At 59.8% G+C, this 15,186-nt stretch carries 11 protein-coding genes; 5 read left to right on the top strand and 6 right to left on the bottom strand.

The annotated features are described in order from the left end of the window. The first annotated feature begins 252 nt into the window (after positions 1 to 252). A complete protein-coding gene (locus tag OXR61_RS16725) occupies positions 253 to 1,191 on the top strand; it encodes a sugar kinase (RefSeq protein WP_021506998.1) in 939 nt (312 codons plus the stop codon). Between the two features lie 396 nt (positions 1,192 to 1,587). Next, complete coding sequence (locus OXR61_RS16720; protein ID WP_021506999.1) at positions 1,588 to 2,460, top strand: alpha/beta hydrolase; 873 nt, start codon at positions 1,588 to 1,590, stop codon at positions 2,458 to 2,460. A gap of 134 nt (positions 2,461 to 2,594) precedes the next feature. Here the strand turns inward: OXR61_RS16720 and OXR61_RS16715 are convergent, their stop codons facing one another. From OXR61_RS16715 to bcsE, 6 genes are all read right to left on the bottom strand, one after another. After that, the gene (locus OXR61_RS16715; protein ID WP_031279618.1) at positions 2,595 to 4,109 is read right to left on the bottom strand and encodes a pitrilysin family protein; all 1,515 of its coding nucleotides are present in this window, start codon (positions 4,107 to 4,109) and stop codon (positions 2,595 to 2,597) included. A 242-nt stretch (positions 4,110 to 4,351) separates the two neighbouring features. Further along, complete coding sequence (locus OXR61_RS16710) at positions 4,352 to 5,632, bottom strand: dicarboxylate/amino acid:cation symporter (protein WP_031279619.1); 1,281 nt, start codon at positions 5,630 to 5,632, stop codon at positions 4,352 to 4,354. Between the two features lie 232 nt (positions 5,633 to 5,864). Further along, entirely contained in the window at positions 5,865 to 7,877 is a 2,013-nt protein-coding gene (hmsP, locus tag OXR61_RS16705) for a biofilm formation regulator HmsP (protein ID WP_021507002.1), read from the bottom strand. Between the two features lie 204 nt (positions 7,878 to 8,081). Next, positions 8,082 to 9,719: a cellulose biosynthesis protein BcsG gene (bcsG, locus tag OXR61_RS16700; RefSeq protein ID WP_104189219.1), complete on the bottom strand. Its 1,638-nt coding sequence runs from the start codon at positions 9,717 to 9,719 to the stop codon at positions 8,082 to 8,084. After that, positions 9,712 to 9,900, bottom strand: coding sequence for a cellulose biosynthesis protein BcsF (bcsF, locus tag OXR61_RS16695; RefSeq protein ID WP_010617915.1), 189 nt, complete (start codon positions 9,898 to 9,900; stop codon positions 9,712 to 9,714). The genes bcsG and bcsF overlap by 8 nt, the downstream gene beginning before the upstream one ends. Continuing rightward, positions 9,897 to 11,441, bottom strand: coding sequence for a cellulose biosynthesis protein BcsE (gene bcsE / locus OXR61_RS16690; protein ID WP_267412437.1), 1,545 nt, complete (start codon positions 11,439 to 11,441; stop codon positions 9,897 to 9,899). The genes bcsF and bcsE overlap by 4 nt, the downstream gene beginning before the upstream one ends. 198 nt (positions 11,442 to 11,639) lie before the next feature. Here bcsE and bcsR point away from each other — a divergent pair, with 198 nt between their 5' ends. From bcsR to bcsA, 3 genes are read left to right on the top strand one after another with little or no spacing between them, the layout of a single operon-like run. Further along, positions 11,640 to 11,834: a cellulose biosynthesis protein BcsR gene (bcsR, locus tag OXR61_RS16685; RefSeq protein WP_021507005.1), complete on the top strand. Its 195-nt coding sequence runs from the start codon at positions 11,640 to 11,642 to the stop codon at positions 11,832 to 11,834. Continuing rightward, complete coding sequence (gene bcsQ / locus OXR61_RS16680) at positions 11,834 to 12,565, top strand: cellulose biosynthesis protein BcsQ (RefSeq protein WP_021507006.1); 732 nt, start codon at positions 11,834 to 11,836, stop codon at positions 12,563 to 12,565. The genes bcsR and bcsQ overlap by 1 nt, the downstream gene beginning before the upstream one ends. After that, complete coding sequence (bcsA, locus tag OXR61_RS16675) at positions 12,562 to 15,177, top strand: UDP-forming cellulose synthase catalytic subunit (protein ID WP_267412436.1); 2,616 nt, start codon at positions 12,562 to 12,564, stop codon at positions 15,175 to 15,177. Before bcsQ ends, bcsA begins: the two co-directional genes overlap by 4 nt. The last annotated feature ends 9 nt before the right edge of the window (positions 15,178 to 15,186 follow it).

Here is a 15,186-nt window from a genome sequence, read left to right as displayed (position 1 = left end):
AAATAGCATCTCAGTGGCAAGTATCGGCTCTCCCCTGGATAACTTTATTGGTCTGCGCAGCCACACGAGCTGTTGAGTCTAGCAGCGTGTCTGCGGCTTAATCGGCAAAACAACCCCCGGTTTGGCCGCTAAATCGGTGCAGAAGCGCGGTTTTACGCCTTAAGGCAAATTAAAACAGCGTTTTAAAAAGCATTGACGACTGCCATACCAGACGCGAGACTAGAGCGCAGCATTCACTACAGGCCAAACACCATGACGCAGAAAACCATCGCCATTATTGGCGAATGCATGATTGAGCTGTCCGAAAAAGGTGAGAACATCAAACGCGGCTTTGGCGGCGATACGCTGAATACCGCGGTCTATCTGGCACGGCAGAGCGATTCCAGCCAGCTGCGTGTGGAGTATGTCACCGCGCTTGGCACCGACAGCTTCAGCGACCAGATGATCGCGGCCTGGCAGCAGGAGCAGGTGCACACGCAACTGGTGCAGCGCCTGCCGGACAAAATGCCCGGGCTTTACTTCATCGAAACCGATGCCCACGGCGAGCGCACCTTTTGGTACTGGCGCAGCGATGCTGCCGCGCGCTTCTGGCTGGATAGCCCGCAGGCCGGGGCCATCTGTCAGCAGCTGGCGCATTACGACTATCTCTACCTGAGCGGCATCAGCCTGGCGATCCTGCCTCAGGCCAGCCGCGAAAAGCTGATGGCGCTGCTCAGTGCCTGCCGGCAAAACGGTGGCACCGTGATTTTTGACAACAACTACCGGCCGCGTCTGTGGGCGGATAGCGCCAGTGCGCAGCAGGCGTATGCGGCGATGCTACGCCACACCGATATCGCCTTCCTGACGCTGGATGATGAACACCTGCTGTGGGGCGAACAGCCGCTGGCGGACGTGATTGCGCGCACGCGCACCGCCGGCGTGCAGGAGATTGTGATTAAACGTGGTGCCGACTCCTGCCTGGTGGCGCGCGGCGACGATCCGCTGCGGGATGTTGCGGCCATCAAACTGGCTCCGGCGCAGATTGTCGATACCACCGCCGCAGGTGACTCCTTCAGCGCCGGTTATCTGGCGGTGCGCCTCGCGGGTGGCAGCGTGGAGCAGGCCGCAGCGCGCGGCCATCTCACCGCCAGTACGGTGATCCAGCATCGCGGCGCGATTATTCCGCCCAGCGCGATGCCAAAAACCGTTTAACACCGCACACGATTGTCGCGCCGCGCTGCCTGCTGCGCGTCGCGACAATTTTCCCTCTGCCCTGACGGCAAATTGATTATTACGCTGAAAAATATCACCGCGAAAATTTGGCTTAATGACGCAGATTCGCCGGGCAATTTTTACTAATGACGCATGCCATCCAGCCTCCTCTCTGCCTGACGCTCACCACTTAAATGCCGCTAATCAGACTGATTTAAATTCAATGCATTACGACGATAAACCCGACCGCCAGGCATAGTCCGAAACTGGCGACGCCAGCGGTTTTCGGCTGGACGATCGCGCGAAAAAAGACCATGTTTTAATCAACCACAGCAGGAAGCTGTCAGGTCGACCGCGAACACAATAACGACAACATGACTCGCTCAGGACAGATTTATGCACACAGAAATTATCAATATCTGGCCGCACGGCGACGCGCCAGGCGCGAGTGACTCGCGCGCTCAGCCGCAGATCGTCGATTTGGCCAAAGAGTTCGAACCTTACGACCGCGCCGCCACCGGCGTGCGCTGCCCGGAGATGGCGATCTGGCACCCGGAAACCTCAAACGGTATCACCCTGCTGGTGGCACCGGGCGGCGGTTATCAGCGCGTACTGATCGACCGCGAAGGCAGCGCCCTCGCCACCTTTTTTACCTCGATGGGCTACACGCTGGCGGTAATGACCTATCGCCTGCCGTACGACGGCCATCATGAAGGGCCGGATGCGCCGCTGGCCGATGCCCAGCGTGCGGTGCGCGTGCTGCGCGAGCGCTCACAGCGCGGCCTGAACGGAAAGTACATCGTGATGATGGGCTTTTCCGCCGGCGGGCACGTGGCCGCCAGTCTCGGCACCCGCTTTGGCGAAAAAATCTATCCACTGCAGGATCAGGCCGACAGCCTGTCACCGCGGCCTGATGCGATGGTGCTGCTCTATCCGGTCATCAGCATGCGCGACGGTCTGGCGCATGAAAGTTCACGCACCCGCCTGCTGGGCGCATGGCCGGATCAAAAAAGCATTGATGCTTATTCGCTGGAGACGCGCGTGCACGGCCAGACGCCGCCGACGCTGCTGATCCACGCTGCTGACGATGAGACGGTTTCCGTTAATAACAGCATGGTGTTTTTTAGTGCCCTGCGGGAGCACAAGGTGCCGGCGGAAATTCATTTTTATCAGAAAGGCGGCCACGGCTTTGGGATTCGTGGCGTGGCGGATCTGCCGCTGGCCAGCTGGCCGATGCTGGTGACCGAATGGCTGCGCGCAAAGACCTGATGCCCCTGCTACGTTGAACCGCAGCGGCGCTGGCGGCGCGCGTTCATCCCGGTCGCTTACGTAAGCTTCTGAGGATGAACATCCGTGCCGCCTTGCTGTAGCGCACCTTATTGCGGGGATTCATGCGCCCTGTGTCATGAGGAGGGTTGAGCCGGATCGGTCGCGCTCGCGCTGCCATTATTTTCGGGTTTAGCCTCATCCGGGGTAGCGGCGGCGGCGGGCGCATCCGGAACCTTCATTACCTTGTCCCAGCTGTCCTGCAGCATCCTGACGTTGGTTTCGGGCTCACCCTGCGGTTGAATCAGCACCATGGTCAGCTCCTGCGTTAACTGCTGGCGCAACTCCTGGTTGAGCTGGTCGCGCGTTAACTCACTGAGAAACGCCTGACGCAGTTTCTGATACTGCTCCGGCGCGATATCCACCACGGAATTCTGCTGCGAGCGCAAACGTTGCCCCATCAGAATATCGGTGTCGGTGCGCGCGTAGGTGGCAAACAGTTTGTTCAGTTCCAGCAGCTTTTGCGCCATCAGCGCATCAAACTCCTCCTGCGGCAGACCTTTGTCACGTACGGTGGCCAGCTCACGCGCCACCTGGTTCAGGTTCTGCGCCAGCGACGCGTTAGGCGAATCCATGTTAATGGCGCACTGCGCACGCTGATACAGCACGCGACAGTCGAAGCCAACCTGCACGTTTTGCGCTTTGCTGTCGGCCAGCGCGCGCTGGACGTGCCAGAACAGCGCTTCGCGCGCCAGATCGCTCTGCCAGTAGCGCTGCAGATTCTGCGAGTCGCGGATCGGCTGCCATGGCGTATCCCACACCAGCGACAGGCGATCCTGCATCATGCCGCCGTTAACCAGGTTGATTGGCTGATGCGGCAGCGGCGACAGCGTGGGCAGCGCCGCGGGCGCCACCCGTTTGCCTTGCAGTGGCGAGAACGCTTTGTTGATCTGCTCCGCCATGCTGCGGCTATCCACGTTGCCCACCACATACAGCGTCATGCCGTCCGGCGTGTACCACTGCTGGTAAAAGGCATTAAGCTGCGCGATATCCACCGGCGCACGCGGCTGTTCGCCCGGATCATGCGCCAGCATGGTCGACCCTTTCAGGCGATAGCGCCACCATACATCCTGCGTATTGGGCGGCCAGGTCGCGATGGGATCGGTGGCGGTCAGCGCGGTCGACACCACCTGCTCATTGATGGTCATTTTACCGGCGGTGGCCGCCAGCCAGCTGAGCGCCTCTTTCAGCAGCTCCGGCCGGTTGTTCGGCAGGCTAAGATTGTATTGGGTGAAATCATAAGATGAGATGGCCGGCGGCAGCGGTCGCTGCGGATCCATCGCCTGTTGCCACAGTGCGCGCTGCTGATTGGTATCCAGCGCGGTGTTATGCACCATCGCCATACGCGGTAAAAGATGGCTGAACCCGGTTTGCTGGGCGCTTTCCACCAGCGAACCGGTATTAACTATCAGGCGCAGCTCGATGCGATCGCTCGGACGTTGTGGTGTGGTCAGCAGCTGCCAGCTGAAACCATTGTCCAGTTTGCCTTCCTGCCAGGCGGGATCAGGCTGAAGTGTTTCGGCGTGGACGCCGAAGCCAGATGCCGCAAGCAGCCATCCGCCAACCAAAAGCCGAATTCTGGTGCCCTGCATGTGAACCCCTACTCAAACAGATAAACGCTCGTGCGCGCCATAGGCGGCCGCTTTTCAGCGAACCACGGCGGCAGGCTGCCGCCACGTTTATACAACGACAGACTCTTTGACCACAGGAAGGTCAGGATGTCGCGCGACGAGGAAAAAAATCGGGAAAAAAATCAATGGGGTTATTATGCAAATGCCCGCTGTCAGGGCAAGCGACAGCGGGCATTTCACGACAAATTAACGCAAATAGAGGATTACGCGCTGGTCTGTGAAGCGTTATTGACCTTTTTCGCTGAAGAAAGCGTCGCTTTCATCTGCGCTTCATCCAGCTGGCCGACCCACTTCGCCACCACCACAGTCGCCACACCGTTACCCACCAGGTTGGTGAGCGCACGGGCTTCCGACATGAAGCGGTCAATCCCGAGAATCAGCGCCAGACCGGCCACCGGCAGATGTCCCACCGCCGACAGCGTAGCCGCCAGCACGATAAAGCCACTGCCGGTCACCCCTGCCGCGCCTTTGGAGGAGAGCAGCAGCACCACTAACAGCGTGATCTGGTGGAAGACATCCATGTGGGCGTTGGTCGCCTGAGCGATAAACACCGCCGCCATGGTCAGGTAAATCGACGTGCCATCGAGGTTGAACGAGTAACCAGTTGGAATCACCAGCCCGACCACTGATTTCTTACAGCCCAGCTTCTCCATCTTGTCCAGCATGCGCGGCAGCGCCGACTCGGACGAAGACGTTCCCAGTACAATCAGCAGCTCTTCTTTGATGTAGGCAACAAACTTAAAGATGTTGAAGCCGGCCCAGCGGGCAATAATGCCCAGCACAATCACCACGAACAGTACGCAGGTGATGTAGAAGCAGATAATCAGCTGACCGAGCTGCACCAGCGATCCGACACCATATTTACCGATGGTGAACGCCATGGCGCCGAACGCACCAATCGGCGCCAGACGCATGATCATGTTGATCACGCCAAAAATCACCTTCGAGAAGCTCTCGATGACGTTGAACATCACGGTGCCGGCGTTACCGAGGCGATGTAGCGCAAAGCCAAACAGGATCGCGAACAGCAGCACCTGCAGGATGTTACCGCTGGCGAAGGCACCGACCACGCTGTTCGGGATCACGTCCAGCAGGAAGGCTATCACGCCCTGCTGCTCAGCCTGCTGCGCGTAGACCGCAACCGCTTTGGCATCCAGCGTCGCCGGATCGACGTTCATTCCCGCGCCCGGCTGGATCACGTTGACCACCACCAGACCGATAATCAGCGCGATGGTGCTGACAATTTCGAAATAGAGCAGCGCTACTGCGCCGGTCCGTCCAACTGCTTTCATGCTCTCCATGCCGGCAATACCGGTCACCACCGTACAGAAAATCACGGGGGCGATGATCATCTTGATCAGCTTAACGAAGCCATCGCCAAGCGGCTTCATTTGCGCGCCTAACTCAGGGTAGTAGTGGCCTAACAGGACGCCGATGCCGATGGCAACCAGTACCTGAAAGTAGAGGCTTTTGAACAGTTTCATAACAGGTGTCCAGGTATAGACGGCATTCACCGCCATTGTTATGGAGAAACGCATGCGGCAAGCCGCCTGGAAGCGTATGACCTTACCGATGGCGAGGAAAATAACACTCTGTTAACAGGATTAGTATACCCTTACATTCCTTACAAAAGTTACAAAACTCTAACTATGAACTGAAACGCTTCAGCACCCCATAACGGTGCAATTCTGCAAGGAAAATCAATAAATAAGGTGATTATTCAGACGGTGACGAGCTGGCCAGCCAGCGCTGGTTAAACACCGATAACGGCAGGGCTTCAGCATATAAGTAGCCCTGCCCAATGGTAATTCCGCGCGCCAGCAGCCAGTCGCGCTGCTCGGCGGTTTCGACGCCTTCGGCAATCACGTCGAGGTGGATGATATCGGCAATTGCCGCCACGATGCGCACCATGGTGTCATCATCCGGCAGCGCGGCGACAAAACTGCGATCCATTTTCAGCTTATTGACCGGCAGCGCTTTGAACTGATGCAGGTAGTTGAGGTTGGAGTAGCCCATGCCGAAATCATCCAGCGCGACCGCCACCCCGGTTTGCTGCAGCGAGCGCAGCAGCGCCATCGCCTGTTCAGCATCGCCAATCTGCGCGGTTTCGGTGATCTCCAGCACGAAGTTACCCGGCGCAATGCGATGGCGCTCCAGTAGCCCCTGCAGGTGGCTCACCACGCTGGCATCGCGCAGCTGTACTGCGGAGATATTCACGCTGAGCGGCAGATTGATGCCGTGGCGCTGCCAGCCAGCGATAATGCGGCACGCCTCTTCAAAAACCCAGCGGCCGAGCGCGGAGATGACGCCAATCTCTTCGGCGCTGGCGATGAACTCTTCGGATAACCCGTAGCTGCCGTCCGGCATACGCATGCGCAGCAGCGCTTCTGCGCCGGCCAGCTCGCCAGTGGCCATATTGATTTGCGGCTGCAGATAGAGCGCAAACTGGCCATCCTGCAGGCCCTGCAGGATGTCGTGCTCCTGGGTTAAGCGCTTCTGCGCCCGCTCGGTCAGCGCCGGGTCAAAGAACAGAATCTGGTTTTTACCCTGATGGCGCGCCGACATCATCGCCGACGTGGCGCGCGCCAGCTGTTCGCCTGCGGACACGGTGTTGTCATCATGCAGCGCCAGGCCAATGCTGGCGTTGGGGCGCAGCTGCAGCTGATACAGGTTCACCGGCTGGTTGATGCGTAGCATCAGGTTGCGCGCCAGCCGCATGGCGCGAAACGGGTTGTGCGCACGCTTCATCAGTAGCGCAAAGTCACTCGGTCCGGTCTGTGCCAGCAGCGTATGGTCATCAATGGTACTGCGGATTTTTTCCACCAGCGTCAGCATCAGCGTATCGCGTTGCTCATCGCTCAGGACGCCATTGGCTTCCTGCAGGGTTTCGATGCGGATCACCATCAGCCCCCACGGCTGCTGGCTGTGGCGATGGCGGATGTGCTGATCAAGCAGCGCCAGAAACAGCGCGCGATTGGGCAAATCGGTCACCGCGAAATGGGTGGTCAGCCGGCTCATCTCATCGTGAATCGACTCCAGCACCTGCTGGTTGCGGTTGTAGCTGCGAATCAGCATGCCGATCTCATCGTCGCGATGATTGTGCGGCAGCGCCAGCTTATGAGTGAGAATGGCGGGCGGCGGCAGCTCCTGCAGCTCACGCGAAATATTACGCAGCGGATGCACGATCAGCCGGTTGATACACCAACTGATCGCCACTGAAAGAATCAGCGCCAGCAGCAGATAGGTGGTGATCATGGTGGACAGCGTGCTGAGCAGGAACTGATAAACGCGTGACGAATCAGCCTGCAGCACCAGATAGGCAATCGGCTTCGGCAGCCCGCTGCGCTCGACCGAATAGAGCGGCAGCGTAATCTGCACCGGCAGTTCGAACAGCCGGGCGACAAAGCGCGGCACCGGCTTCTCCGGCGCGAAGTCGGCGTGCAGCGCCTGGAAGGCGTTCGGCAACACCACATCGGCGCGCGACAGAATGCCCGCCGGCTTAAGGGTATTCAGAATGCGTTCGGCCTGCGGGATATCGGCTTTAAGCACCGCTTCGGACAGCGGCTGACGCACGGTATGCGCGACGTTCTCCATCTGCTGGGCGTAATCCACCCTGCGCTGCTGCACAAAATGGAATAACTGGATGACGATAAAAATACAGATGGTGACCAGCGCCACGGCGGACACGGTGGCCATCTGCTTTATCGTTAACGAACGACTGACGCGCAACAAAACCTCTCCTGGCCGCCGGGGGCCGTGACAGTTGCCGGAATGCGCAGCAAGTATATCCCAGGTCAGCATTTTTTTGCGCCGGGATAAAGGCGAAAATCACGCAACTGCCCCGCTTTGCGCGCGGTTTCAGCATTTTGTCAGCCATTAGCGGCGCAGAGACAAAACGTTGCGCGCCAGCCCGCAACGTTTGCCGCTCAGGTTTTACTGCGGATAGGCTACCCAGTCGCCACCGTTAAGGCGAATCCACGGTTTGCCCTGATACATCATCACGACGGCGTTATCATTTTCCGACACCACCGGCGTCTGCGGCAGGTTATCCGCCAGCACCGACATGTTGACGTTCGGTGCGTTAAACACCTGACCGTCCACCACCCGCGACACCAGCTCGGAAATCGCCAGCAGGCTGACAGGCGTATCGATGGTCAGCGGCTGGCCCTGATGTGGCGCTTTCATGCCCACAAATTTAATGCCAACCGGCACGTGGGTGATGCCCGGGCTCGGAATGTCGCGCAGCCCGGACATCTGCATTTTATCCCCCTGCAGTGCCGCACCGTGCTCCGGCACCACCAGCACCATCACCCGGCGTCCCGACTTTTCCAGATTGGTCAGGAAGGTATCGAGCTGGTCGAACAGTACCCGTGCGCGCGGCTGCCACTCGGCGGTGCGGGTGCTGCCCAGCTCGCGCGTACCGTCGTGCAGCGGAATCAGGTTGTAGAAGGTGGCGCTGCGCGCATCGCTGCTTTTGCTGCGGTCATCAAGCCAGCGCTGCATCAGCTGCCCGTCGTTGTACACCGGCGAACCATCAAAAGACGTCAGCTCCGGCGCAATCCCGGCCTGCGACATCAGCGGCGCCTGCATGTTGCCGTCCTCGCGCAGCTCTTTCAGGTAGTTACCAAACACGCCGGTATGGTCCATCATCAGCTGCTGCTTAAAGCCCAGCTTCGCCAGATTATCAAACAGATAGCAGCGCTGGTCGGTGGCTTTATACAGGTTACTGTGTGAGGTCTGGCCGCAGCTGGCGCGCAGCAGGCGAATACCGGCCGGACCGCTGTAGCCGGTGGCGGAGTTGTAGTTGTTCAGCACGATATCAAAGTGCTTCCACAGCGGATGGTCACGCAGCTGCGCCACATCAATGTCCGACCACGCCAGCGAACAGATGTTGATCACCAGAATATCGAACGGCTGCGAATCGGCGGGCAGCGCATCCGGGAAGTGCGTGACGCGCTGGCGTTCGCTGTCGTAAAAGCGATTCAGCCACGCGGTGAGGTTGGCGCTGGTGGGCGGCGCGCTTTGATCGAGTCCCGCCGCGGCCGGGCTGGCGGCCGGTTTGTCATTCAGCGCCACCGGCGGTGCGGCGGCTTTGCTGGGCAGCAGGCTGACCGCCGGGCCGGCGAGCGTCAGCACGTTCAGCCAGATCAGCGCCAGTGACACCAGCACGGTGACGCGAATCCACTGCGCCACGAACAGGTAAATCACCAGCAGCACAAAGGCCGCGCCGATCATCTCCCAGTTAATAAAGCGCTGCAGCAAATCCAGCAGATAGGCCGGCGAGAATCCCGCCACCTGGCTGCCCTGGCTGAGCAGCGAGTTCAGACCCGGCAGCCAGGTATCGTGCCAGAACAGCGCGAAGCCAATCGGCAGCGAAACCCACTGGCGCAGACGATGCAGCCGCGCTGACGGCAGCGGAAACAGCAGCCACGCCAGAAACACCAGATTACTCAGCGCATGGAAGTTGAGATAGCCGTACCACAACAGACCAAATTTGATCAGAAAGTAAAAGTTCCAGCCGCCGAGGCCGCGCCAGCGCGCCGCGTGCAGCGTCGAAGGTGTGTTATCCATGTTTATCCGTTTTGGTCGATTGGCGTTGCCACTGCCCTTCCGATTTGAGGGCGCGGGCAGGTAACAGGCGCATCAGCAGGCTGGTGCTGCGCTGCGGCAGCCAGCGTCGCCACAGCGATTTCAGGAACAGCAAAATCAGTAACAGCAGGATCGCCACCTGCACACCATCCATCAGCGTCATACGTGCGGCTCCCCGAGGTCAATGATGATCGGCTGCGGCGTCTGAGGGCCGTGCGGCGCGGCCGCTGCCGGCGCGGCAGGTTGCGCAGCGGCCGGTACCCTGAGCGGTTCGAACTGCGCCACCGGCGTCAGCTGCCGCACTTTATTCACCTCCGACAAAATCTGATTGTCGGCAAACCACACCATGCGGTTGCTGAACAGCTCGTCGTGCGGCAGGGAAAATATCGATTTCAGTGCAATGTCCAGGTCGTTAAAGCGGCAGGAAGAGAGGAATAAATAGAGCCGATCGTCGACCAGCGTCACCAAATCGCCAAAACGACGCGGTTTACACAGCGTCAGCACCTGCGGCGGCGACAGCTGCGGCACCGGGCGCAGCGCCACCATCAGCCCTTTGTCGTTTTCCGGCAGCAGCGTATTGTTCATCAACTGCTGTACCGCCGCACAGAATCGCTCCAGCGGCAAATAGCCTTTCTGCTGCAGCGGCTGTAGCGCCTGCACCAGCGCCGGCAGATCGGCCGGCACATGGCGGGTAAACTGCTGGCCCTGCACCCCTTCCAGTGCGGTCAGCAAGCGCGACAGCGGCGCCGCCGTCGGAACAATGCTGTTAACGCCGCACGCCAGCAGCAAACGTTCATCGCTGTAGCGCAGGCTGGTGCCAAGTTCCCGCACCACGATTTTCAGCGCGTTGCCGCGCGATCGCCGCAAACCATGGACCATGCTCGCCAGAGTCGGCACATCCTGATTATGGGCCAGGCTAAAGATGACCGTGGCGGCGTTGGCCTGCTGCGCGCGCGCATACACGCTCTCGTTATCGCTGAACAGTTGCCACTGCGCGGAAAGCGGCGGCGCCCCTTCCAGCACATCCTGCTGGGCCAGAAACTGGTTTTCATCATTGAGGCTCAGCGGCTGCGACGCGGCGGCTTCAGCCTGCGCAATAAACTGATTATCAATACAGTTCAGGCGGATAGCGCGGTCGGCCAGCAATTTATCGGCGGAATACCACCAGTTAATTCGATATTGCCAGCTATCCTGCTGAAATTCTAAATGGGCGACACCATCAAGCTGACGAAAATAACGCTGCAGATGATTTCGCAGGGGAATAATTGCGGTTCCGCAGGTGATCATTAGCAGCGTCATTTGTTTTTTTAACAGAACCCGGCGCAAGCCTTTTATCCACACGGTTAGTTCATCCGGGGATAATTTGCTCCACAGCGCCGCCTGACTATAAAACATGACCAGACCGCTACGTTTATTCATTACGCGCGCCATATCGCTGGCCAGATGTTGCAGGCTGGCTTTATTGGCAGGCAGCGAAAATAAGGGAATACGCGCCGGACCGCCGGGCGGATCGGGCGTTAACAGCGCCTGCGGGGGTTCATCCGCGCTCACCAGCGTGGCCGCCTTTTGCTGGCTAACCACCTGACGTAACAGCGTTCGTGCGTCTTCGGGCCGCTGGCAGGTTATCCAGTAAAATCCCGGCGACTGCAGGGCGATTAATTCCTGTTGTACCTGCTGCAGGCCAAGCGTATAAAGATTTTTCATATTAGCGTCGCGATCTGTACAATCCAGGCTAGTTTAATATAGACGGCAACGATTGGAACTGCTGAAATAAAAAAAGCTGCGCACGCGCCAGACTGTTTGACTTTGCCGGGTCAGAAATCGCTGGCTGCTGTTTTATACGCGACAAGAAAAATATCACCCCTCTTTATCCGTTGTCGTTTCTTTGGTGGCAAAAAAGTAATGAAAACTGAAAATGCTTTTTCACTGATCGCTGTCGGCAGCGAAGATCAGGATGATATTAACGCCCTGAGTGACGCCTTTTCACTGAAGGCGTTTCGCTATATTGATATTGCCCGTGAAGCGCGTCTGCAACAGCTGCTGTCGCGCTGGCCGTTGTTGCAGGAATGCACGCAGGGACCGGAGTCACCACGCTAATGCCGGTTCTCGCCTTACAGGGGCTGCGTGGCGGGTGTGGCGCGACGGCACTCAGTGCCGCGCTGGGTTGGGCGCTAAACGCGCTGCAGCAGTCGGTGCTGCTTATCGACCTTTCGCCAGCCAACCAACTGGCGGCCCACTTTAATCTGCCGCTCGACACGCCGCACGGCTGGCTGCGTGCACAGCTGGATAACCAGCCGTGGCAGCACAGCGCGCTGCGCTATCAGCCGGGGCTGGATTTTCTGCCGTCTGGCACGCTCACGCATCAGCAGACCTTATCCTTAAACGCAGCGACAGCGGAAATTGCACAACCGCTGCTTAAGGCTTTGCCGGCCCTGAAACAGCGCTATCAGTGGATTATTTTCGACCTTCCGGCGGATCTGCTGCCGTGGCAGCAGGCGTTCATCCCGGCCGCCGATCGGCTGCTTCAGCTGTTAACGCTGGATGCCAACTGCCAGCTGCGCCTGCACCGCGCGCACTTTTCGCCGCAGACGCTGTTTCTGATTAACCAGTTCAACGCCAACAGCCAGCTGCAGCAGGATCTGCATCAGCTATGGCTGCGCTCGCTTAAGAACCTGATTCCACAGGTGATTCATCGCGATGAAGCGCTGGCGGAAGCGCTGATGATGAAACAGCCGGTGGGCGCCTGGCGTCCGCATGCGCTGGCCAGCGAAGAGATCAATACGCTGGCCAACTGGCTGCTGCTGCATGTCGCCGGAGGTGGCGCATGAATGCGCTGCGCTGGCTGCTGGTGCCGCAGGCCTCGCAGGCATTGCAGCAGCGCGCGCACCTGGCGCGTCAGCACGGCGCCGGGCGGTTAACGGTCGCGCTGCATCTGCTGTGGTGCGTGCTCGCCTGGTCGCTGCTGCGGCTGGAAACGCCGGCGTGGCGGCGCGTGCTGCAGCAGCGTCAGCGCTACTTCCCGCATATCTCTCCGCTGCGCCCGCGTCCGCTCGATATTGTGCGCTATGCACTCCAGAGTCTGTGGCTGCTTATTATGCTGCCGCTGGACGGCAGCGCGCGCAGCGAGCGTAAACGTTTTAACGCCTTTGGCTCGCTGTTCCGCTGGCGCCAGCAGCTGTATCAATGGCTGGCGCAGCTGCCGGCGCGGCTGGAGCACAGCGGCGTGCCGCAGCGCAGCGAACGCTGGCTGCAGCGCCTGCCACGGCGCGTGCGTCAGCTGCTGTTCATCGTAGTGGCGATCGCCGCCAGCCTGCTGGCGCTGCTGTGCATCTCGCAGCCGTTTGATATCACCACGCAGTTTGTGTTTGTGCTGCTGCTGTGGGCGCTGGCCATGCTGGTGCGCCGTATGCCGGGCCGGCTGGTGACCATCATGCTGATTGTGCTGTCGCTCACCATCTCCTGCCGCTATCTGTGGTGGCGCTATACGGAAACCCTTAACTGGGACGATCCGCTCAGCCTGACATTTGGCCTGCTGCTGATTGGCGCGGAAACCTACGCGTGGACGGTACTGGTGCTGGGCTATTTCCAGACGCTGTGGCCGCTCAACCGCCAGCCGGTCTCCATGCCGCCGGAGATCGCCAGCTGGCCCAGCGTCGATATTCTGGTGCCGACCTACAACGAGCCGCTCAGCGTGGTCAAACCCACCATCTATGCTGCGCTGGGCATCGACTGGCCGCAGGATAAACTCAACATCTATATTCTTGATGACGGCACGCGCGAGGAGTTCCGCGAGTTTGCCGCCAGCGTGGGCGTCAATTACGTGGTGCGCCCCAGCCACGAACACGCCAAGGCCGGCAACATCAACCATGCGCTGAAAACCACCTGCCGCAGCGAATACGTGGCGATTTTTGACTGCGACCATGTGCCGACACGCTCATTCCTGCAGCTCACCATGGGCTGGTTCCTGAAAGATCACCGGCTGGGCATGCTGCAGACGCCGCACCACTTCTTCTCACCGGACCCGTTTGAGCGCAACCTCGGCCGCTTCCGCCAGACGCCGAATGAAGGCTCGCTGTTTTACGGTCTGGTGCAGGATGGTAACGACACCTGGGATGCCGCCTTTTTCTGCGGCTCCTGCGCAGTGCTGCGCCGCAGCGCGCTGGATGAGATTGGCGGCATCGCAGTAGAGACGGTAACCGAAGATGCGCACACCTCGCTGCGACTGCACCGCCGCGGATACACCTCAGCCTACATCCGCATTCCACAGGCCGCCGGGCTGGCGACCGAAAGTCTGTCAGCGCATATTGGCCAGCGCATCCGCTGGGCACGCGGCATGGTGCAGATCTTCCGTCTCGATAATCCGCTGTTTGGCAAAGGGCTGAAGCTGGTACAGCGGCTGTGTTACGCCAACGCCATGCTGCACTTTCTTGCCGGTATTCCCCGGCTGATCTTTCTGCTGGCGCCGCTGGCGTTCCTGCTGTGCCATGCCTACATCATCTATGCGCCCGCGCTGGCCATCGCCATCTACGTGCTGCCGCACATGGTGCATACCAGCCTGACCAACTCGCGCATCCAGGGGCGCTGGCGCCACTCGTTCTGGAGCGAGGTGTATGAAACCGTGCTCGCCTGGTATATCGCCCGCCCCACCACCGTCGCGCTGTTTAATCCGCACAAAGGCAAATTCAACGTGACCGCCAAAGGGGGCCTGGTAGAAGAGCGCCATCTCGACTGGGTGATCACCAAACCCTATATGCTGCTGGTGCTGCTGAACATTGCCGGTATCGGCACGGGCTTCTGGCGCATGGCGCACGGCCCGGCCAATGAGCTGCTCACCATCTGGGTCAGTCTGGTGTGGGTGGTTTACAACATGATTATTCTCGGCGGCGCGGTGGCGGTGTCGGTGGAAGCGCGTCAAATCCGTGAAGCGCACCGCGTGGAGATCGCCATGCCGGCGGCGCTGGCACGCGCCGATGGTCATATGCTGCCGTGCACGCTGCGCGACTACTCTGACGGCGGCGTGGGCGTCGAACTGCGCGAGCCGGATGCACTGCGCGAGAACGAAAGCGTCTCGCTGCTGCTGCGGCGCGGACAGCAGGAGTTCAGTTTTCCGTGCCAGGTGCAGCGCGTATTTGGCCGCCGCGCAGGTATCCGCCTGCACCAGCTCTCCACCCGCCAGCACATCGAATTTATTCAGTGCACCTTTGCGCGCGCCGATACCTGGGCGCTGTGGCAGGACGGTTTTCCGGAGGATAAACCGGTGCAGAGCCTGGCGGACATTATGCTGCTCGGCTTCAAAGGCTATTTGCGGCTGGCGGAGTATGGTCCGGCACCGCTGCGCCGCCTGTTCCGTGGCCTGACCGCCGGACTGCACTGGCTGGCAACGCTGTTGCCGCATAGCGTCCGTCCGCGACCGGCAACGCTCAACACTGATTTTACCTAAGCTGATGAT

Origin of the sequence: Pantoea sp. GM_Pan_4, assembly GCF_026541005.1 — a bacterium.
Taxonomy (GTDB): domain Bacteria; phylum Pseudomonadota; class Gammaproteobacteria; order Enterobacterales; family Enterobacteriaceae; genus Pantoea; species Pantoea dispersa.
This window is presented reverse-complemented; position numbering and strand designations above follow the sequence as displayed.

Coding starts and splice junctions, on each gene's coding strand:
- bcsE (WP_267412437.1), bottom strand. CDS start 11,441: ATGAAAAATCTTTATACGCTTGGCCTGCAGCAGGTACAACAGGAATTA.
- bcsR (WP_021507005.1), top strand. CDS start 11,640: ATGAAAACTGAAAATGCTTTTTCACTGATCGCTGTCGGCAGCGAAGAT.
- OXR61_RS16715 (WP_031279618.1), bottom strand. CDS start 4,109: ATGCAGGGCACCAGAATTCGGCTTTTGGTTGGCGGATGGCTGCTTGCG.
- OXR61_RS16720 (WP_021506999.1), top strand. CDS start 1,588: ATGCACACAGAAATTATCAATATCTGGCCGCACGGCGACGCGCCAGGC.
- bcsG (WP_104189219.1), bottom strand. CDS start 9,719: ATGGATAACACACCTTCGACGCTGCACGCGGCGCGCTGGCGCGGCCTC.
- bcsQ (WP_021507006.1), top strand. CDS start 11,834: ATGCCGGTTCTCGCCTTACAGGGGCTGCGTGGCGGGTGTGGCGCGACG.
- bcsA (WP_267412436.1), top strand. CDS start 12,562: ATGAATGCGCTGCGCTGGCTGCTGGTGCCGCAGGCCTCGCAGGCATTG.
- OXR61_RS16710 (WP_031279619.1), bottom strand. CDS start 5,632: ATGAAACTGTTCAAAAGCCTCTACTTTCAGGTACTGGTTGCCATCGGC.
- OXR61_RS16725 (WP_021506998.1), top strand. CDS start 253: ATGACGCAGAAAACCATCGCCATTATTGGCGAATGCATGATTGAGCTG.
- bcsF (WP_010617915.1), bottom strand. CDS start 9,900: ATGACGCTGATGGATGGTGTGCAGGTGGCGATCCTGCTGTTACTGATT.